The following is an 18225-nucleotide window of genomic DNA, read 5'->3' as shown; positions in this document are numbered from 1 at the left end:
GCTAGCCCTCCAGCTTGTAGCCCAGGCCCCGCACCGTCACCAGGTGCACCGGGTTGGCCGGGTCGGCTTCGATCTTGGACCGCAGGCGCTTGACGTGGACGTCGAGCGTCTTGGTGTCGCCGACGTAGTCCGCGCCCCATACCCGGTCGATCAGCTGCCCGCGGGTCAGCACCCGGCCACTGTTGCGCATCAGGTACTCGAGCAGGTCGAATTCCTTGAGCGGCAAGGTGATCGTGTCGCCGTTGACCGACACGACGTGGCGTTCGACGTCCATCCGCACCGGGCCCGACTCGAGCACGCCATCGCTGATCTCGGAGTCGTCCTCGCCGCCGCGGCGCAACACCGCCCGGATCCGCGCGATCAGCTCGCGCGCCGAATAGGGCTTGGTCACATAGTCATCCGCGCCCAGCTCGAGACCCACGACCTTGTCGATCTCGCTGTCGCGGGCGGTCACCATGATCACCGGCACGCTGGAACGCGCCCGCAATTGCTTGCAGACGTCGGTGCCAGACATTCCGGGCAGCATCAGGTCAAGTAGGACGATGTCGGCGCCGGCGCGGTCAAACTCGGCGAGCGCCGCCGACCCGTCGGTCACCACGGTGGCCTCAAAGCCTTCCTTGCGGAGCAGGAACGCCAGCGGATCGGCCAGCGACTCCTCGTCCTCCACGATCAGCACACTGGTCATCAGCGCGATTCCTCCTCATCGCTACGCTCTGCATCGTCATACGCGCGGGTCATGAGCGCGATTCCTCCTCGGCATCGTCGTACGCGCGGGTCATCGACTTAGTTCTTCCTCTCGTTGGGACCTGTCGGGCCGCACGTCGCGACCCTGCGCTTGCTCGGATTCGCCCTCGTCTCGAGGAGACGGCTTGGCCGCGGGAATGGACAGCGTGAATGTCGATCCGGTTCCCGGCTTGCTCCACACGCCGATGGTGCCGTTGTGGTTAGCCGCGACGTGTTTGACGATGGCCAGGCCCAGCCCGCTGCCGCCGGTGGCCCGCGAACGCGCCTTGTCGCCCCGGAAGAAGCGCTCGAAGACCCGCTCCTGGTCTTCCAGGGCGATCCCGATCCCGCGATCCGTGACGGCGATCTCGACGTTCTCGCCGCGGCGGCGACGGCTGATCGACACCGGCGAACCCGGCGGCGAATAAGCGATCGCGTTGGAGACCAGGTTGGCCAGCGCGGTGGTCAACAGCGTTTCGTCGCCGAGCACCCGCAACCCGCTGGGGGCGTCGGTGCGGACCGCGATCTTGGTGTTCTCCGCGGCCACCTTGTGACGCGAAATCGCTTCGCTCACAACCTTATCGACGTCGACGTCGACGACGTTGGGCAGCGGTTCGGCGCCCTGCAGCCGGGACAGCTCGATCAGCTCGGCGACCATGTCCCCCAAACGGTTGGCTTCGACGAGCACCTTCTCGGCGAACCGCCGCACGGTTTCGGAGTCGTCGGCCGAGGCCAGCAGGGCCTCGGCGAGCAGGGCCATCGCACCCACCGGGGTCTTGAGCTCGTGGCTGACGTTGGCGACGAAGTCGCGCCGAGTCGCTTCCATCCGCGCGTAGTCGGACTGGTCGTGGGCGAAGACCACGGCGAACCGGCGGTCCTCTTCGCTGAGCAACCGGGCCTGCCCGTGCACCGATAGCCCGGACCGGGCGCCCGTCCGTTTCGAGGGCTGCAGGTCGAACTCGACATCGACACCGGTCAGCGCCTGCTGCGCCGCCTCCCAGGCCTGGTCATCGAGCTGACGATCGCGCACCAGGCCGAGCTCCTTGGCCCGGTCGTTGAGGTAGACGACGTCGCGGTGGACGTCCACCACCGCCGCGCCCACCGGCATCAGCGCCACGATGCATTCCAGCATCTGCCCGACGGTGATCCCGGTCCATTCGGTGCTCACCCGCTGCCGGCGCTGCATCGCGCGCGGCGACAGTCGGACCCCGACCGCCACTCCTGCGGCCAGCGCCAGCACGGACAACACCCCGGCCAGCAACAGCGCCGAGAACACAGTCACATAGCAAATCCTACAAATCTTCCTGAACGCTGCCCTAGCAGAACGAGGCCAAAATCGGACAAGTCACACCTTGCGTCACAGGTGTTCCGCTCCCGTTCACGTGATGTTTGGCTAACGGGGCGTTCGCGCGACGGATTGCGCCGGGCGCAAACGTCAGCCGCGTCCCTGGCCGGCGACCGCGGCGGCACCAGCGGCGGCCGCCTCGGGGTCCAGATAGGTGCCGCCGGGCACCACCGGGCGCAGGTCGGCGTCCAGGTCGTAGCGCAGCGGGATGCCGGTCGGGATGTTCAGGCCCACGATGTCGTCGTCGGACATCCGATCGAGGTGCTTGACCAGGGCCCGCAGCGAGTTGCCGTGCGCGACGATCAGCACCGTCTTGCCGCTGCGCAGGTCCGGGACGATGACGTCGGTGAAATACGGCAGGAAACGGACGACCACGTCGGCGAGGCACTCGGTCAGCGGCCCGCCGCCGATGTCGGCGTAGCGGGGATCGGTGTCCTGGCTGTAGGTGCTGCCCTTCTCGATCGGCGGGGGCGGCGTGTCGTAGCTGCGTCGCCAGGCCATGAACTGGTCGTCGCCGTAGCGCGCCTTGGTCTCGGCCTTGTCCAGGCCCTGCAGCGCCCCGTAATGGCGTTCGTTGAGCCGCCAGGTGCGCCGCACCGGGATCCACAGCCGGTCGGCGGCGTCCAGCGCCAGGTGCGCGGTGGAGATGGCCCGGCGGAGCAGCGACGTGTAGAGGACGTCGGGCAACAGATTGTGTTCGGCCAGCAGCTCGCCGCTGCGCACCGCCTCGGTGCGGCCCCTGTCGGTCAGCCCGACGTCCACCCAACCGGTGAACAGGTTCAGCGAATTCCATTCGCTTTCACCGTGGCGGAGCAGGATCAGCGTGGCGGAGTCACCCATGCCGGTTAGTCTCTCACGCGCTCATTCAGCGGTCGTCGTCGTCCGCATCGTCGTCGTCGCGGCTCAAAGCTCGACTCCTCCTCATCGCGCTTCGCGCTCTGCATCGTCGTCTTCGCGGCTCAAAGCTCGACTCCTCCTCATCGCGCTTCGCGCTCTGCATCGTCGTCTTCGTCGATCAGGTGGGCGAACGCCTGCAGGTTCTTCAGCGACTCGCCGCGCGATACGCGCCACTCCCACTCTTTCTGGATCGACGAGCGAAAACCCAACTCCAGCAACGTATTAAAGTCCGAGTCCACCGCTTCGAGCACCTGGCCGAGCACCCGGTCGATCTCGTCGGCGTCCACCGACGGCAGCGACATGCGGCCCACCAGGTAGATGTCGCCGACGTTGTCCAACGTGTAGGCCACGCCGTAGAGCCGGCGATTGCGCTTGAGCAGGAACCGGTACACGCCCTCGTGGTTCTCGTCCGGCTTGCGGCACACGAACGCCTCCACCCGCACCGAATGCTCGCCCACGCTCAGGATGGTGTTGGTCTTGAGCTTGCGCTCACCGGGCAGTTCCACCACCAACCCCGACGGACCGCCATGCGCGCCAGCGTGTTTCGAGTAGTTCAGCCCGCTTGCCCGCAGGGCATCCTCGATCACCCGTGACACATCGGTAGAGGAACTCATGCGCCCACCTCGCGGCGCTCGGCGGTGTACTCGCGGATCGCGCGGCGATAGCTGGCCAGCAGCGCATCGGTGGTGTGATCCCAGGAGAAGGTCGCCGCGTGGGCGGCGGCCGCGCGGCCCATCTCCCCGGCCGCCGGCGCCGGCCTGCGCAGCAGCCCGTCCAGGGCGGCCGCCCATCGATCGACGTCGTGCCCGGCGACCAGCGTGCCGGTGACCCCATCGCGCACGGCCACCGGCAGTCCGCCGACCGCGGCCGCCGCCACCGGGGTGCCGCAGGCCTGCGCCTCGAGGGCGACCAGGCCGAAGGACTCCGAATAACTCGGCACCGCAACGACATTGGCGGCCTGGAACAAGGTGGCCAGGTTCGACCGCGACTGCGGGGGCAAAAAAGTCACCCGCGCGATGATGCCGAGCTCGTCGGCCAGGCGGGCCAATCCGTCCGGGGAAGCCAGGCCGCTGCCCGACGGTCCGCCCGCCACGACGATCCGCACCCCCGGCAGTTTCGCCGCGGCACGCAACACGATGTCGGGGGCCTTCAGCGGCTGGATCCGGCCGACGAACGCCACGATGGGTTCGTCGGGTGGCAGGCCCAGCGCGGCCCGGGCGGCCCGACGATCGCCGGGCCGGAACACGTCGAGGTCCACGCCGGGATGGACGACGTCGATCCGCGCCGGGTCGGCGTGGTGAATCGTGATCAGCTGCCTGGCCTCGTCGTCGGTGTTGACGATCAGCCGGTCGGCCTCGTCGACCACCTGCTGCTCCCCCACCGTGCGCAGCGGCGGCTCGGGCGAGTCCCCCTCGGCCAGCGCCGCGTTCTTGACCGCGGCGAGGGTGTGTGCGGTGTGCACCAGCGGCACCGCCCAGCGGTCACGCGCCAGCCACCCCACCTGCCCGGACAGCCAATAATGCGAGTGCACGATGTCGTAGTAACCGGGCTCGTGGGATGCCTCGGCGCGCAATACGCCGGCCGCGAACGCGCACAGCTGGGTGGGCAGATCGTATTTGTCCAGCCCTTCGAATGGCCCCGCCACCACGTTGCGGACCAGCACTCCCGGCGCCACCCGCGCGACCGGCGGGTCGGCGGACGCGGTCGCCCGGGTGAAGATCTCCACCTCGATGCCCCGGCGCGCCAGATGCAACGCGGTCTGCAGCACGTAGACGTTCATGCCGCCTGCGTCGCCGGTGCCGGGCTGGGCCAGCGGGGAGGTGTGGACCGCCAACACTGCGACCCGGCGCGGTTCGTTCAGCCGGAAAACGTCATCGTGGCGCACCCTGTCATCTTTACAGGACGGCTCAGGCGGACGACTCGTCCCGGGTGACCTCGTGCAGCCGGGCGTCGAGCGCCCCCGCCCGCCGCATCGCGCCCAGCGGGTCGGCGTACAGCCCGGACAGCGACACGGTCCCCGCGCCGGCCTCCTGCACCCGGTTGCCGAACGCGGTGAGGCGGATGTCGCGCGGCCCCAGCACCGAGCGTGCGGCGAACGCCGCCTCCACCTGCTCCATCGCCTCGGGGTATTCGGTGAACGCCTGGCCGCCGACGACCAGTTCGTCGGGGTTGAGCATGTCGCGCAGCAACGCCACCGCCTCCCCGAGCACCCGGCCCCGCTCGGCGAGCAGATCCTTGGCCTGCTGGTTGCCGGCGCGCGCCACCCGCAACAGGTCGGCGATGCCGGTGGCGGGCCCGTTGGCGCGGTTCGCCGCGGCGAACGGCAGGATGCGCTGCTGGCGGGCGACGGCCACCACGGCCTCGTCACTGACGGTGGATTCCAGCTGACCGGTGCCGCCGAGCAGCTCGGACTGGGCCGGCAGGCTCGCGATGGTGCCCGGCCCGCTGGACGGGCAGTGCACCCGCCCGCCGATCACCAGCGCGTAGCCCACGGTCTCGCGGGCGTAGACGTACAGGCTGGTCGGCGAGCTGGGCAGGAACCGGCGCATGCCCAGCAGCAGCTCGGCTCCGGCCATGGCGTCCACGTGCGAGGCCACCGAAACCGGGAGGCCCAGCGCGTCGGCCAGCACCTGGCCTACCGGCGCCTGCCGCCAGCCCAGTCGCGGGTGGTCCACCTGGCCGGTGGCGCCGTCGACGGTGCCGCCAATGGCGACCCCGACCCACAGCGGCCGCCGCCGATGCCAGCGCCGCAGGTATCGCCGGGCGCTGTCGGCCAGCGACGCCAGCGCGGGCCCGGCCGGGTTGCGCGGGGTCGGGGTCTCGACGGTGTCGAGGGTGCGGCCGAACAGGTCGGTGGCCACGATGCTGGTGGTGCGCGCACCGATGTGGATGCCCAGCGTCACGAACGGCTCGTGGTTGACCTCGACCGGCACGCGCGGGCGGCCGATCGCGCCCGAGACGGCCAGGTCGGCGCGCTCGCGCAGCAGGCCCGCCTCCAGCAGGGCGATGACCTGACGGTTGACCGTCGCGATGCTCAGCGAGGTGACGCCGGCGATGACGTCACGGCCGACGGGACCGCGCAGCCGGACGGCCCGGAAGACCGCGGCCGCCGCGGAGTCGGGGATGCGCAAGGCCGGCGGCACGATCTGCCGGCGCACCGAGCGGTGGCCCTTCTGGCCGGAATAGCCGACGACGCGGCCGGCCGAAAGATGGGTATGGGTGAGGGTATTGGTGGGCACGAGCGTCCTTTTGTCCGAATTTTGCTGGCCATCTTGGCCACACCTGGCATGGGGTCAGGAGCGGCAAAGTGCGCAGCAACAACACGCACCCGCCGCGCACAGACACGCGGCGGTGGTGATGTCGGACAGGGCGCTGTGAAGCACACGGAAAATTTAGCACGTTCACTAAGGTTGTTTCGATGGTTGAAACTGGCAGGAATGAACGCGTCGCGGTGATCACGGGAGCCAGCTCCGGAATCGGCGCGGCGACCGCTCGAACCCTGGCTGCGCAGGGCTTTCACATCGTCGCGGTGGCGCGCCGCGCCGACCGGATCCACGACCTGGCCGAGGAGATCGGCGGCACCGCGATTGTGGCCGATGTCACAGACGATGCGTCCGTCGACGCGCTGGCGAGCAAACTGAGCCGCGTCGACGTGCTGGTCAACAACGCCGGCGGCGCCCGCGGACTGGAACCCGTCGCCGATGCCGACCTCGACCACTGGCGGTGGATGTGGGAGACCAACGTGATCGGCACGCTGCGGGTCACCCGCGCGTTGCTGCCCAAGCTGACCGAGTCCGGTGACGGGCTGATCGTCACCGTCACTTCCGTTGCGGCACTTGAGGTTTACGACGGCGGCGCCGGCTATACGGCGGCCAAACACGGCCAGGGCGCGCTGCACCGCACGCTGCGGGGCGAGCTACTGGGCAAACCGGTGCGGCTGACCGAGATCGCCCCGGGGGCCGTCGAAACGGAATTCTCGCTGGTGCGCTTCGACGGCGACCAACAGCGCGCGGATGCCGTCTACACCGGCATCACCCCGTTGGTGGCGGCCGACGTGGCCGAGGTGATCGGATTCGTCGCCTCGCGCCCGGCCCACGTCGATCTGGACCTGATCGTGATGAAGCCGCGCGACCAGGCGTCGGCCAGTCGCTTTAACCGCCGGGGGTAACCGGACCGGTGGTGGCGGGCGTCGTCGTGGTCGGGGTGCCCGACAGGGTCGGCGCGTTGGACGGCGTGACGGGCGCCGTGACCGGAATCTGCGTCGACGGCGGGTGCGCGGTGGGCGGCGGCAGCGCCGACATCGCCACCCAGGTGTCCCAGTCCACGGCCCAGTCCCAGATGTCGCCATCGGAGTAGGACAGCTGGATCGAGCTCCCGGTCACTTCGACCGGGTCGCCGTACATCGCCGACTGGTAGTACTGCTCGGCGTCGCCCGTGGACAGGTTGATGCAGCCGTTGGTGACGTTGGTGTTTCCCTGCGCGCCGGCGCTCGCCGGGTTGGCGTGGATGAACTCGCCGTTGTTGGAGATCCGCACCGCCCAGCGTTCGTGGATGTGGTTGTAGCCGGCCGCCGGGTTGGACATGTAGAAGTCGGCGTACTTCTCGCTGACCACGTGGATGCCGTTGCGGGTGACGTTGCGCGCCTTGTCGGCCTCGCCGTAGCTGCACGGGAAGTCCATGACGACGCCCTCGTCGCGGACCACCTGGATGCGGTGCGACGAGACTTCGGCCTTGACCACCTGCCGGCGGCCGATCTGGATGTTCAGCGAGATGTCCTCGGCGCCGTACGCGCTGTCGCCGAAGGGCAGGCCGTACAGCTTGGCCTCGACGCTGACGGTGGTGCCCGCCGGGTAGTACTCGCGGGTGCGCCAGTGCGCGCGGGCGCCCTGCGCCTCGTCGGGCAGCCAGGCCCAGCTGCCCTCGACGGGCGGGTTCGTCGTGACGGTCAGCGCCTTTTCGACGGCGGCCTTGTCGGTGATCGGGGCGTCGAACTGCAGGATGATCGGCGCCGCGACGCCGACGGTCTGGCCGTCGGCCAGCTGGAACGCCCCACCGATCTTCTTGCTGGGCGAGACCGTGGTGAACTTCCCCGCAACCGGGACCGCCTTGCCGTCGTGCCCGACGGCCGAGCCGCTCCACGTGTAGGTCATGTCGTAGCCCAGGGGTTCGGAGGTCGTGTAGACGGTCCGGTCCTGGTTGAACGTTCCGGCGACGGCCTTGCCCGACGAATTCGACAGCGTGACGTGCTGGAACCACCCGTCGCTCACCTGGACGCTGACCGGGGCGATCGGCACCACGTTCTGGGTGGCGTCGGCGGGCTGGTACTTCAGCTGCAGCGCCGGCTGCTCCTTCTTCTCGGCTTGTTTCGCGGACGTGCCACCGCATGCGGCCAGCGCATTGGGGGCGAGCACGCCGAGCCCGAGGGTCGCCAAAGCAACGCGCCGGTTGAACGGCCGCGGGGCGCGGGACGGGGTCACGAAAATCAAAGATACCGGGGAAAATCCGCCGACCCGCCCGCGACAAATCGGGGTCTAGCCTGCGTCGGCAAATTTTGCGGCTACAGCCTGCACCCCAGCAGGACGGGCTCGGGGATCAGTGTGACACCAAACACGTCCGCGACGCCGTCGCGGACGGCGCGGGCCAGTGCGATCACGTCGTCGGCGCGGGCGCCCCCGCGGTTGGTCAGCGCCAACGCGTGCTTGGTGGACAGCCGGCAGGGCGCTTCGCGTCCGCCCGGTCCGGGCTCCGGATAGCCCTTGGCGAAGCCGGCCCGCTCCACCAGCCAGCCGGCGGCCAGCTTCACGCCGTCGGGCGCCGGGTAGTTCGGGACGGGCCCGTCGACGGTCGCCGCCAGCCGCTCGTAGACCTCGGGGGCGACGACCGGGTTGGTGAAGAACGAGCCCACGCTCCAGGTGTCGTGGTCGGCCGGGTCGAGCACCATGCCCTTGCGCGCCCGCAGGGCCAGCACGGCTTCGCGGACCGCCCGCGGCTCGGCGCGCTCCCCGACGTCGACGTTCAGCGCCGCCGCCAACTCCGCGTAGCGCAGTGGCGCGCTGCGCCCCGATGCGTCCAGCGCGAACTCCACTTCCAGTACGACGGAAGGGATTTCGAAGCCGCCGGCGCCACCGCGTTTGAACACGCTGGTGCGGTAGCCGAAGCCCAGCTCGCCGCCCGGCACCCAGCGCACCTCGCCGGTGCCGCGGTCGAGCACCTTTACCCGCGTGATGGTGTCGGACACCTCCGCGCCGTAGGCGCCCACGTTCTGCACCGGGGTGGCCCCGGCCGAGCCGGGGATGCCGGACAGGCATTCCAGCCCGCCGAGGCCGTGCTCGATGGCGGCGAGCACGACGTCGTCCCATACCGCGCCCGCCTGGGCGCGGATCAGGTTGCCGTCGACCGTGATGCCGTCGTTGGCCAGCTTCACGGCGGTCAGGTCGGCGCACGTGTCGGAGATCACCAGGTTGGAGCCGCCGGCGAACACCAGCACCGGGCCGCCTTGTCCCGCACGCGATTCCGCGTCCAGGTGCCCCAGCGCGGCGACGACCTGGTCGCGGTTGGTGCACGTGACGAGGCGCCGTGCGATCGGCCCGATCCGCAGGGTCGTCAGCGGCGCCAGTGGCGCCGAGTCGGCCACCGACGCACCGGCGAACACCGAACCGGCACCGCTGGATTTCATGGCCCGTAACGGTAGCCTGACCTGCTATGCCGCGTTCATTCGACTTGTCGGCCGACTACGACGGCAGTGTTGACGAGGTGCACCGGGCCTTCACCGATGCGAACTACTGGCGAGCCAGGCTGGCCGAATCCGGGGCCGACGTCGCCACGCTGGAGTCGATGCGGGTCGGCGGGCAGTCCGGCGACGACGACACCGTCGAGGTCGTCACCCTGCAGGTGATCAGCAGCGACAAGCTGCCCGGGATGGTCACGCAGTTGCACAGCGGCGACCTGCGCATCCGGCGCGAGGAGACGTGGGGGCCGGTGACCGATGGGGCCGCGGCGGGGTCGGTCGTGGGCTCGATCGTGGGTGCGCCCGTGAGCCTGGAGGGCACCGCGGTGCTGGAACCGATCGGACGGGCCGAGGGCTCCCGGCTGACGTTCCGGGCCACCGTCCACGTGCGCGTCCCGATCATCGGCGGCAAGTTGGAGAACATCATCGGCGCGCGCCTGGCCGAGCTGATCGCCGCCGAACAGCGCTTCACCACGGAGTGGATCGCCAAAACGGCCTGAGCCCTCACCGCGACTTCGCTCTAAGCTGGCCTTCATGCGAATCGCCCTGGCGCAGATCCTCAGCGGCACCGATCCCGCAGCAAATTTGCAGCTGGTGCGCGAATACAGCCGCCGGGCCGCCGATGCGGGCGCGAAGCTGGTGGTGTTCCCGGAGGCCACCATGTGCCGGTTCGGCGTCCCGCTCGGCCCGGTCGCGCAGCCGCTCGACGGCCCCTGGGCCGACGGGGTGCGCAGCGTCGCGGCCGAATCGAAGATCACCGTCGTCGCGGGCATGTTCACCCCGGCCGGCGACGGGCGGGTGAAAAACACGCTGCTCGCGGCGGCACCCGATCAGTCGGGCGCCCACTACGACAAGATCCACCTCTACGACGCGTTCGGCTTCACCGAATCGCGGACGGTCGCGCCGGGACACGAACCCGTGGTGATCACGGTCGACGGCGTCGGCGTCGGGTTGACCGTTTGCTACGACATCCGTTTCCCGGAGCTCTACACCGAGCTGGCCCGCCGCGGCGCCCAGGTGATCGCCGTGTGCGCGTCCTGGGGAGCGGGCCCGGGCAAACTCGACCAGTGGACGCTGCTGGCCCGCGCCCGCGCGCTCGACTCGATGAGCTACGTCGCCGCCGCCGGTCAGGCGGACCCCGGTGCCGCGCAGGCGGAATCCGGATCGGGCGCACCCACCGGGGTCGGCGGCAGTCTGGTCGTTTCGCCGCTGGGCGAGGTCGTCGCGTCGGCCGGTGCGGAGCCGCAGCTCGTGGTCGCCGACGTCGACGTCGACAGGGTCGCCGAGGCGCGCAAAGCCATCGCAGTCCTCAGCAACCGCTCGGCCTTTGCTCAGGTGGATAGGGCAGAATCGGTACGGTGACGAACCCACAAGGACCCCCGAACCACGACCCGTCGAAGTGGGCCCGTCCCTCCAACCAGGGACCGTTCGGGCAGCCTCCCACGGAACGGCCAACCGAGCGGATCAGCACAGGCGGCCCAGGTCACGTGCCCCCGCCGGCACCGCCACCGCCGCCCGCTCAGGGTCCCCCGCCGGGCCAGACGGAGCGGTTCGGGACGCCCCAGCCCAACATGCAGCAGCGCGGCTACCCGCCGCCGACCACCCCGCCCGCCGGCCCGACCGAGCGGCTGGCCACTGCGCCCGGCGATGACGCAACGCCGGGGAAGAAGAAGCGCCGCTTCGGTCGTGATCCGGTCTCGGTCCTGCTGATCTTCATCATCGTTTTCGCGCTGATCATCGCCGGGCTCATCGGGGCCGAGCTGTACGTGCGCCACGTCGCGGACACCAAGGTCGCCGAGGCAGTGGCCTGCGAGGTCAAGGACCAGGCCACCGCGTCCTTCGGGGTGACGCCCCTGATGCTGTGGCAGCAGGCGACCAAGCACTACACCAACATCTCGGTGCAGACTGCCGGCAACAACATCCGCGACGCCAAGGGCATGAAGCTCTCGCTCAACATCAACGACGTCCGGATCAAGGACACGGCCAACTCGAAGGGCACCATCGGCTCGCTGGACGCGACCATCAGCTGGACGAGTGACGGCATCAAGGAATCGGTGCAGAACGCGATCCCGGTGCTGGGGCCCTTCGTCACCAACACCGTGACCACGCATCCCGCCGACGGCACGATCGAGCTCAAGGGCATGTTGGACAACATCACCGCCAAGCCGGTGGTGGAGGGCACCGGGCTGAAGCTGCAGATCGTCAGCTTCAACGCGCTCGGCTTCACGATGCCCAAGGAATCCGTGCAGTCGACCCTGGACGACTTCACCTCGAACCTGACCAAGAACTACCCGCTGGGCATTCACGCCGACAGCGTGCAGGTCACCGACAAGGGTGTGACCAGCCACTTCTCGACACGCAACGCCAGCATTCCCGCCGGCGACAACAACAACCCCTGCTTCGCCAACCTCTGATGGCCGGGCTCGGGCGGTTTCAGCCGAGCCCGTCGAGCACTCCCCGGGTTCCCGAGAGGCCCAGCCGGGTCGCGCCGGCATCCAGCATCGCGAGCGCGTCCGCGGCGGTGCGGATGCCGCCGCTGGCCTTCACGCCCAGCCGGCCACCGACCGTCTCGGCCATCAGCGCGACGGCCCGCGCGGACGCGCCGCCGGTCGGATGAAACCCGGTCGAGGTCTTGACGAAGTCGGCGCCGGCGTCTTCGGCCGCGCGGCACACCCGCGCCAGCGTGCGCTCGTCGGCCAGCGCCAGCAGCGCTGAGGATTCCACGATCACCTTGAGCACCGCGCCGCCGACGGCGTCGCGCACGGCCTGAATGTCGGAGCGCACCGCATCGACGTCGCCCGCCAGCGCCGCGCCGACGTCGATGACCATGTCGACCTCGCAGGCGCCGGACGCCACGGCCAGCGCGGCCTCGTGCGCCTTGACCGCCGAAACATGCTTGCCCGACGGGAATCCCGCGACGCTGGCCACCCGCACCCCGGCGCCGGCGTGCACGGCGACGGGAACCATCGAGGGCGAGACGCAGACCGCGTACACGCCCAGTTCGGCCGCTTCGGCGACCAGGGCGGTCACGTCGGCGGCGCTGGCTTCGGGTTTGAGCAGGGTGTGGTCGACGAACGCCGCCAACTCCGCCCGGGTGGGGTGGCCGGTCATCCGAACGATTCTTCCCCACCGCCCGGATTGCAGTCGGAGGCAACCATTTCGGCGTCGTCGACGACCGGCCGCCAAGGCTCGAGGTTCCAGCTGGTCTTGCCGGGCCGCGCCAGTTCGGCGAACTGCCAGTGGCACAGGAACTGCGCACGCATCCCGGGGGTGTCGGCGTCGGGCGCCAGGGCGAGCACCTCGGACCAGGCCTCGTCGCCCCAGGCCATGCTCGTGGGCGTGCGGGAGGCGGTCCGGCCGGCCGGCGTCGGGAAGACCCGCAGGCTGCTACGGCCCTGCCACTGCGCCCATTCGGTGTGGTCGACCAAGGGTTCGGGGGCGGCGATCGCATGCGGGGGCGGGCAGCACAGCGCGACGAGCGCGGCGGCCGGCGCCGTCAGCAGCAGCCTCATCCCGCTAGCGCGACTTGCCCTGAATTTCCAGGAGTTTGGGCCGCACGTCGACCAGGTACACGCCGGCCGCGCAGGCCGCGATCGCCATGCCCAGCACCCCGAAGACGAAGCCCAGGATGGATGTCAGGGCCACGGCCCCGGCCAGAATCAGCAACCACACGGGCTTGGTCAGCTTGTCGGCGGCGGTGTAGGCGTCGGGTCGCTGCAGCGCGGCGTGCACGAATGCGTAGATCGCCGTGACCAAGACGGCGATCTGCAAAACCAGCATGACGGTACCCACGAGGTGGTTCACGCCTCAAGCGTAGGCGGGCACCCTCCAAAACGTCGACTCCGAGTCACCCGGGGGCGACTCGGAGCCGAACGTCGTGTGAGCGTCGTACTACTTCTGGGTGACCTTCTTGGCCGCCGCCTTCTTGGCGGGAGCCTTCTTGGCCGGAGCCTTCTTGGCAGGCGCCTTCTTCGCGGGCGCCTTGCCGACGGCCTTCTGGGCCTTCTTGGCGGTCGCTTCGGTCTTGCCGGGCAGCTCGATGCCGACCAGCTTCGCGGCGCGCTCGCCGACCGCGCGGGTCTGCGACGCGACGGTGCCCAGCGCCTCCTGGGTCAGCTCGACGGCCTGGTCGACGTAGCCCTCCGCACGCGCGGAGGCGTCCTCGAACGCCGTCTGGCTGCGCAGCCGCTGCAGGGCCGCCTCGCCGCGCTCGACGAGCTCGTTGTACCGGCTGGTCGCCGCCTCCAGGTAGCCCTCGGCGGCCTTGCGCAGCTCGTCGGCGGTGAACCGGTCGCGCAGCTCGGTGAACTGCTCGGGCAGGTCCTCCTGCAGCTTGGTCAGGCGCGCGCGGCGCTCTTCCACCCGGGTGCGGGTTTCGACGCGGGTCTCTTCGGCGCGCTCGCGCAGGCTGGCGATCAGGTCGTTAACCGTGGCCAGGGCCAGGTCGGCCGCGCCCAGGGCCGCGAGCAAAGGAGCCCGCAAGTCTTCGATGTTCGAGTTTTCCGCCATGGTTTTTCCTTTCATGGTGTGGTTTGGCATTTGGTGTTTTCCGTTGTCAGGTGTCTGGTCGGGAAGTTAGGTGCAAACGTCTCCTTCGCAACTGGGGCCGCCAGAACCCGGGGTAGTTCGCCCAGCACGTGAGCTGGAATCGGTAAATCCCTCTTTGTGGGGTAACCCCGGCGGCCGGTCGTCTATACATCACCGACCCGAGAGCGACTGTTCACTCGGTGTCGGATTGGGTCGAACACTCCTCATCGGTGGATTCGTTTTGTTGGGTGAACGATGCGTAGATGTCGAGCAGGATCTGCTTTTGGCGCTCGGTGATCGCAGTGTCGGTGACGATCGCGTCTCGCACCTGACTCTTGTCGGTGGGCTCGAGAATCCCGGCGCGCACATAGAGAACCTCGGCGGAAACCCGGAGGGCCTTCGCGATCTGGTTCAAGACGTCGGCGGAGGGTTTGCGCAATCCACGCTCCACCTGGCTCAAATATGGATTGCTGACCCCGGACTTCTCGGCGAGTTGCCGCACCGAAACCTGCGCGAGTTCACGCTGGCTGCGGATGAAGCTGCCGATGTCGGAGGCCATGTCGGAGGCAGCGTTGGACACCTTGGCGGAGAGCTTCTCCTCGGGTGCCATGCGTGCTCCTGGGTCGGGCGGTTGATCTTGACGCCACCAGGGTACAACAAGTGCTTGCTATTGCAAGCACTTGTTAGCACTACTAGAAAAGCAGCTGCGCGACGGCGTAGATCACCAGGCCGGCCAACGAGCCGACCACCGTTCCGTTGATCCTGATGAATTGCAGGTCACGGCCCACGTGGAGTTCGATGCGCCGGCTGGCCTCCTCGGCATCCCAGCGTTCGATGGTGTCGGTGATGATCGCTGTGATCTCCACCCCATATTGCGAGACCAGGTGCTGGGCCGCCCGCACGAGCCAGTTGTCGACCTTGTCCCGCAGGTCGACGTCGTCGCGCAGCGACTCCCCGATGCGCACGACCGTGTCGGCGATCCGCGTGCGCAGCGTGCTGGACGGGTCGTCCACGCCCTCGAGCACCAGGCGTTTGAGCGTCGTCCACGCCGTCGCGGCGGCGTTGGCGATCTCGTCGCGCGCCATGAGCTGCTCTTTGATGGCGTCGGCCCGCGCGATGGTGTCCGGGTCGTGCTGCAGGTCGTCGGCGAATTCGAACAGGAAGCGGGTCGCCGACCGGCGCAGCTCGTGGTCGGGGTTGCGGCGCACCTTGTCGGTGAAGTCCATCAGCTCGCGGTGGATGCGATCGCCGACCAGATGGTCGACGAACCGCGGCGACCAGGTCGGCGAGTCGCGCTCGACCACCCGCTGGATGACCTCGCCGGCGTTCAGCGACCACTGGAAGGCCCGGTCGGCCAGCAACTGGATCAGCGCCTCCTGTCGGTTCTCGGCCAGCAGCGTCGCCAGCACCCGGCCGACGGGCGGTCCCCATTGCGGCTCGGCGATGCGGCGCACGATCATCCGGTCGATCACCTGCTGGACGTCCTCGTCGCGCAGCAGCTCGACGAGCACCCGCAGCACCGTGGCCGTCTCGCTCGCCACCCGCTCGGCGTGCGCGGCCTCCGACAGCCATTTCCCGAGCCGGCCGGACACCTCGGCGTCGCGCAGCTTGGCTTCCACGACCTCCGGCGACAGGAAGTTCTCCCGCACGAACGCGCCCAGGCCCTCGCCCAGCTGGTCTTTCTTGCGTTTGATGATCGCGGTGTGCGGGATCGGTATGCCCAGCGGGTGCCTGAACAGCGCGGTCACGGCGAACCAGTCCGCCAGGGCGCCCACCATCCCGGCCTCCGCGGCGGCACCGACATAACCCACCCAGACGCCCGCGCCGGCATGCGCCTGGGCCCACCGGCAGGCGAGGAACACGCCGGTGGCACCGATCAAAAAGCTCAGCGCGACCATCTTCATCCGGCGCAGCGCCACCCGTCGCTGCGCGTCAGCCTCACGATCGGCGCCCGCGAAGGACTCGGCCAACGAGGTGCGTCCCCGGCCCGCGGCCGTCAACGGCGTCGCCGAACTCGGCCTCGCCGTCGGCGGGCCGGATGCGTCGCCTCGCACCGAGGCTCTGTGTGCCACCACTTCATCATCTATGTTCCCGGCGATTGGTGTGACGACACTGGTTGCCGAGCCCCTCAAACGCCGCTACATGCCCGGCCAGCGCCACAAACCGACCTGTCCACGCCGTAGTATCGAGGGCGTCTAGGGAATGGGAACTCGGCGACAGTGACAGAACAAATCACGGTTGTGCGCGTCAAAATGGATGGGCGCAAGCGGCGCTGGCATCAGCACAAGGTGGAGCGTCGTAACGAACTCGTTGACGGCACGATCGACGCGATTCGCCGCCTCGGCGGCGCCCTGAGCATGGATGAGATCGCCGCCGAGATCGGCGTCTCGAAGACGGTGCTCTACCGCTATTTCGTCGACAAGAACGACCTCACCACCGCCGTGATGATGCGGTTCACCCAGACCACGCTGATCCCGAATATGGCTGCGGCGCTGACGTCTAACCTCGACGGCTTCGACCTGACCCGCGAGGTCATCCGGGTATACGTCGAAACGGTCGCGAACGAACCCGAGCCCTATCGCTTCGTGATGGCCAACAGTTCCGCCAGCAAGAGCAAGGTCATCGCCGACTCCGAGCGGATCATCGCCCGCATGCTCGCGGTGCTGATGCGCCGGCGCATGCAACAGGCGGGCATGGACACCGGGGGCGCGGAGCCGTGGGCGTACCTGATCGTCGGCGGCGTGCAGCTGGCCACCCACTCCTGGATGTCCTATCCGCGGATGACTCGCGACGAGTTGATCGACTACCTGACGATGCTGAGCTGGAACGCGCTGAAGGGGATCGTCGAGGTCGGCGGGTCGCTGGAGAAATTCCGCGAGGAGCCGCACCCGTCGCCGATCGTCCCACCCCGGGACGACGACGACGCGGCCGCCGGCTGAGACGGCCCGGCCGGCGCTTTTGGAATCCTGTCGGTCTCATGTGAGGCTGGGACGCAACCCCTGGGTAGGACGACTTCACCTGCCTCAGGGATTAGCATGCAGGAAGCGTCGGGGGACATAGCGGGGTTCTTGTTCGGCTGTGCGCCCCTGCCCCTCCGCGAAAAGAAAGGCTCGTGTCGACATGTCTGTGCAGCTCACGCCGCATTTCGGAAACGTGCAAGCCCATTACGACTTGTCTGACGACTTCTTCCGGCTGTTCCTGGACCCCACCCAGACCTACAGCTGCGCCTACTTCGAGCGCGACGACATGACCCTGGAACAGGCGCAGCTCGCCAAGATCGATTTGGCGCTGGGCAAGCTCAAGCTCGAGCCGGGAATGACGCTGCTGGACATCGGTTGCGGCTGGGGTGCCACCATGCGGCGAGCCATCGAGCGCTACGACGTCAACGTCGTGGGCCTGACGCTGTCGGAGAATCAGGCCGAGCACGTGCAGAAATCCTTCGACCAGATGGACACCACCCGCACCCGCCGGGTGCTGCTGGAGGGCTGGGAGAAGTTCCACGAACCGGTGGACCGCATCGTCTCGATCGGCGCGTTCGAGCACTTCGGCCGCCAGCGCTACGGGCGCTTCTTCAAGATGGCCTACAACGCGCTTCCGCCCGGCGGAATCATGTTGTTGCACACCATCGTTCGGCCGTCGTTCAAGGACGCCCGGGCCAAGGGCCTGAGCCTGACCCACGAGATCGTCGAGTTCTCGAAATTCATCCTGGCCGAGATCTTCCCGGGTGGCTGGCTTCCGACGCCCCAGACCGTCGGCGAGTACGGGGTCACGGTGGGCTTCGAGCTCACCCGCGTCCAGTCGCTGCGGCTGCACTACGCGAGGACGCTGGACCTGTGGGCGGAGGCGCTCGAAGCCAACCGCGAGGAGGCCCTCGCCATCCAGTCCCAAGAGGTCTACGACCGGTACATGAAGTACCTGACCGGCTGCGCCGAGCTGTTCCGGGATGGGTACACCGACGTCAACCAGTTCACGATGGAGAAGAAGTAACCCCCTCCACGGAAACAAT

18 protein-coding genes and 2 pseudogenes are annotated in these 18225 nt (G+C 68.8%); 6 read left to right on the top strand and 14 right to left on the bottom strand.

Going from position 1 to position 18225, the window contains the following annotated elements; translation table 11 throughout:
* Nucleotide 1: 1 nt before the first annotated feature.
* The 6 genes and pseudogenes from regX to QGN31_RS02915 form a co-directional block, all read right to left on the bottom strand.
* Nucleotides 2-685 (bottom strand): two-component sensory transduction protein RegX, encoded by a 684-nt coding sequence (gene regX / locus QGN31_RS02940; RefSeq protein ID WP_008261205.1) that lies wholly within the window; start codon nt 683-685, stop codon nt 2-4.
* 90 nt (nt 686-775) lie between these two features.
* Entirely contained in the window at nt 776-2005 is a 1230-nt protein-coding gene (locus QGN31_RS02935) for a sensor histidine kinase (protein WP_008261206.1), read from the bottom strand.
* A gap of 153 nt (nt 2006-2158) precedes the next feature.
* Nucleotides 2159-2908: a phosphoglyceromutase gene (locus tag QGN31_RS02930; RefSeq protein WP_014942982.1), complete on the bottom strand. Its 750-nt coding sequence runs from the start codon at nt 2906-2908 to the stop codon at nt 2159-2161.
* A gap of 130 nt (nt 2909-3038) precedes the next feature.
* Nucleotides 3039-3579: pseudogene (locus QGN31_RS02925) on the bottom strand (YbjN domain-containing protein); the annotation flags it as partial.
* Nucleotides 3576-4850 (bottom strand): D-inositol-3-phosphate glycosyltransferase, encoded by a 1275-nt coding sequence (gene mshA / locus QGN31_RS02920; RefSeq protein WP_014942983.1) that lies wholly within the window; start codon nt 4848-4850, stop codon nt 3576-3578. The gene mshA and the pseudogene QGN31_RS02925, both read right to left, overlap by 4 nt.
* Before the next feature lie 22 nt (nt 4851-4872).
* Nucleotides 4873-6123, bottom strand: coding sequence for an ROK family protein (locus QGN31_RS02915; RefSeq protein WP_233425341.1), 1251 nt, complete (start codon nt 6121-6123; stop codon nt 4873-4875).
* 260 nt (nt 6124-6383) lie between these two features.
* Between QGN31_RS02915 and QGN31_RS02910 the strand changes: the two genes are divergently transcribed.
* Nucleotides 6384-7133, top strand: a complete 750-nt coding sequence (locus QGN31_RS02910; RefSeq protein WP_014942985.1) for an SDR family oxidoreductase — start codon at nt 6384-6386, stop codon at nt 7131-7133.
* On the opposite strand, the gene QGN31_RS02905 is transcribed toward QGN31_RS02910, so the two are convergent.
* Nucleotides 7117-8490, bottom strand: coding sequence for a L,D-transpeptidase (locus tag QGN31_RS02905; RefSeq protein ID WP_193375569.1), 1374 nt, complete (start codon nt 8488-8490; stop codon nt 7117-7119). The genes QGN31_RS02910 and QGN31_RS02905 overlap by 17 nt on opposite strands.
* A 32-nt stretch (nt 8491-8522) precedes the next feature.
* Nucleotides 8523-9641: a UDP-N-acetylmuramate dehydrogenase gene (locus QGN31_RS02900; protein WP_014385872.1), complete on the bottom strand. Its 1119-nt coding sequence runs from the start codon at nt 9639-9641 to the stop codon at nt 8523-8525.
* Between the two features lie 26 nt (nt 9642-9667).
* Here QGN31_RS02900 and QGN31_RS02895 point away from each other — a divergent pair, with 26 nt between their 5' ends.
* Genes QGN31_RS02895 through QGN31_RS02885 form a run of 3 tightly spaced genes read left to right on the top strand, consistent with a single transcriptional unit; the run spans nt 9668 to nt 12106 of the window.
* Nucleotides 9668-10192 carry a DUF2505 domain-containing protein gene (locus QGN31_RS02895; protein ID WP_014385873.1) on the top strand — a complete coding sequence of 175 codons (525 nt, stop codon included), beginning with the start codon at nt 9668-9670 and terminating at the stop codon, nt 10190-10192.
* 34 nt (nt 10193-10226) lie between these two features.
* Nucleotides 10227-11054, top strand: coding sequence for a carbon-nitrogen hydrolase family protein (locus QGN31_RS02890; RefSeq protein WP_008261221.1), 828 nt, complete (start codon nt 10227-10229; stop codon nt 11052-11054).
* Nucleotides 11051-12106 carry an LmeA family phospholipid-binding protein gene (locus tag QGN31_RS02885; protein WP_193375522.1) on the top strand — a complete coding sequence of 352 codons (1056 nt, stop codon included), beginning with the start codon at nt 11051-11053 and terminating at the stop codon, nt 12104-12106. The genes QGN31_RS02890 and QGN31_RS02885 overlap by 4 nt, the downstream gene beginning before the upstream one ends.
* A gap of 19 nt (nt 12107-12125) precedes the next feature.
* Here QGN31_RS02885 and deoC read toward each other — a convergent pair whose 3' ends face one another.
* The 6 genes and pseudogenes from deoC to QGN31_RS02855 form a co-directional block, all read right to left on the bottom strand.
* Nucleotides 12126-12803: a deoxyribose-phosphate aldolase gene (gene deoC / locus QGN31_RS02880; RefSeq protein WP_008261230.1), complete on the bottom strand. Its 678-nt coding sequence runs from the start codon at nt 12801-12803 to the stop codon at nt 12126-12128.
* A complete protein-coding gene (locus tag QGN31_RS02875) occupies nt 12800-13204 on the bottom strand; it encodes a DUF2599 domain-containing protein (RefSeq protein ID WP_008261232.1) in 405 nt (134 codons plus the stop codon). The genes deoC and QGN31_RS02875 overlap by 4 nt, the downstream gene beginning before the upstream one ends.
* A gap of 4 nt (nt 13205-13208) precedes the next feature.
* On the bottom strand, nt 13209-13496 hold the full coding sequence (locus QGN31_RS02870; protein WP_008261234.1) for a DUF2516 family protein: 288 nt from the start codon (nt 13494-13496) through the stop codon (nt 13209-13211).
* Between the two features lie 87 nt (nt 13497-13583).
* Entirely contained in the window at nt 13584-14201 is a 618-nt protein-coding gene (gene hbhA / locus QGN31_RS02865) for a heparin-binding hemagglutinin HbhA (RefSeq protein WP_008261246.1), read from the bottom strand.
* Between the two features lie 189 nt (nt 14202-14390).
* A pseudogene (locus QGN31_RS02860) lies at nt 14391-14829 on the bottom strand (helix-turn-helix domain-containing protein).
* An 82-nt stretch (nt 14830-14911) separates the two neighbouring features.
* The gene (locus QGN31_RS02855; protein WP_085978356.1) at nt 14912-16294 is read right to left on the bottom strand and encodes a DUF445 domain-containing protein; all 1383 of its coding nucleotides are present in this window, start codon (nt 16292-16294) and stop codon (nt 14912-14914) included.
* A 177-nt stretch (nt 16295-16471) separates the two neighbouring features.
* On the opposite strand from QGN31_RS02855, the gene QGN31_RS02850 reads away from it, so the two are divergent.
* Nucleotides 16472-17158, top strand: a complete 687-nt coding sequence (locus QGN31_RS02850) for a TetR/AcrR family transcriptional regulator (protein WP_026071174.1) — start codon at nt 16472-16474, stop codon at nt 17156-17158.
* A gap of 181 nt (nt 17159-17339) precedes the next feature.
* On the top strand, nt 17340-18206 hold the full coding sequence (gene pcaA / locus QGN31_RS02845; RefSeq protein WP_008261257.1) for a cyclopropane mycolic acid synthase PcaA: 867 nt from the start codon (nt 17340-17342) through the stop codon (nt 18204-18206).
* Nucleotides 18207-18225: the final 19 nt, after the last annotated feature.

Source organism: Mycobacterium sp. 2-64 (genome assembly GCF_035918375.1).
Lineage (GTDB): Bacteria > Actinomycetota > Actinomycetes > Mycobacteriales > Mycobacteriaceae > Mycobacterium > Mycobacterium intracellulare.
This window is presented reverse-complemented; position numbering and strand designations above follow the sequence as displayed.

Excerpts from the sequence above, each read along its gene's own strand:
- QGN31_RS02900 (WP_014385872.1), bottom strand. The coding sequence starts at position 9,641 with ATGAAATCCAGCGGTGCCGGTTCGGTGTTCGCCGGTGCGTCGGTGGCC.
- QGN31_RS02850 (WP_026071174.1), top strand. The coding sequence starts at position 16,472 with ATGGATGGGCGCAAGCGGCGCTGGCATCAGCACAAGGTGGAGCGTCGT.
- deoC (WP_008261230.1), bottom strand. The coding sequence starts at position 12,803 with ATGACCGGCCACCCCACCCGGGCGGAGTTGGCGGCGTTCGTCGACCAC.
- QGN31_RS02875 (WP_008261232.1), bottom strand. The coding sequence starts at position 13,204 with ATGAGGCTGCTGCTGACGGCGCCGGCCGCCGCGCTCGTCGCGCTGTGC.
- QGN31_RS02910 (WP_014942985.1), top strand. The coding sequence starts at position 6,384 with ATGGTTGAAACTGGCAGGAATGAACGCGTCGCGGTGATCACGGGAGCC.
- hbhA (WP_008261246.1), bottom strand. The coding sequence starts at position 14,201 with ATGGCGGAAAACTCGAACATCGAAGACTTGCGGGCTCCTTTGCTCGCG.
- QGN31_RS02890 (WP_008261221.1), top strand. The coding sequence starts at position 10,227 with ATGCGAATCGCCCTGGCGCAGATCCTCAGCGGCACCGATCCCGCAGCA.
- pcaA (WP_008261257.1), top strand. The coding sequence starts at position 17,340 with ATGTCTGTGCAGCTCACGCCGCATTTCGGAAACGTGCAAGCCCATTAC.
- regX (WP_008261205.1), bottom strand. The coding sequence starts at position 685 with ATGACCAGTGTGCTGATCGTGGAGGACGAGGAGTCGCTGGCCGATCCG.
- QGN31_RS02895 (WP_014385873.1), top strand. The coding sequence starts at position 9,668 with ATGCCGCGTTCATTCGACTTGTCGGCCGACTACGACGGCAGTGTTGAC.
- QGN31_RS02930 (WP_014942982.1), bottom strand. The coding sequence starts at position 2,908 with ATGGGTGACTCCGCCACGCTGATCCTGCTCCGCCACGGTGAAAGCGAA.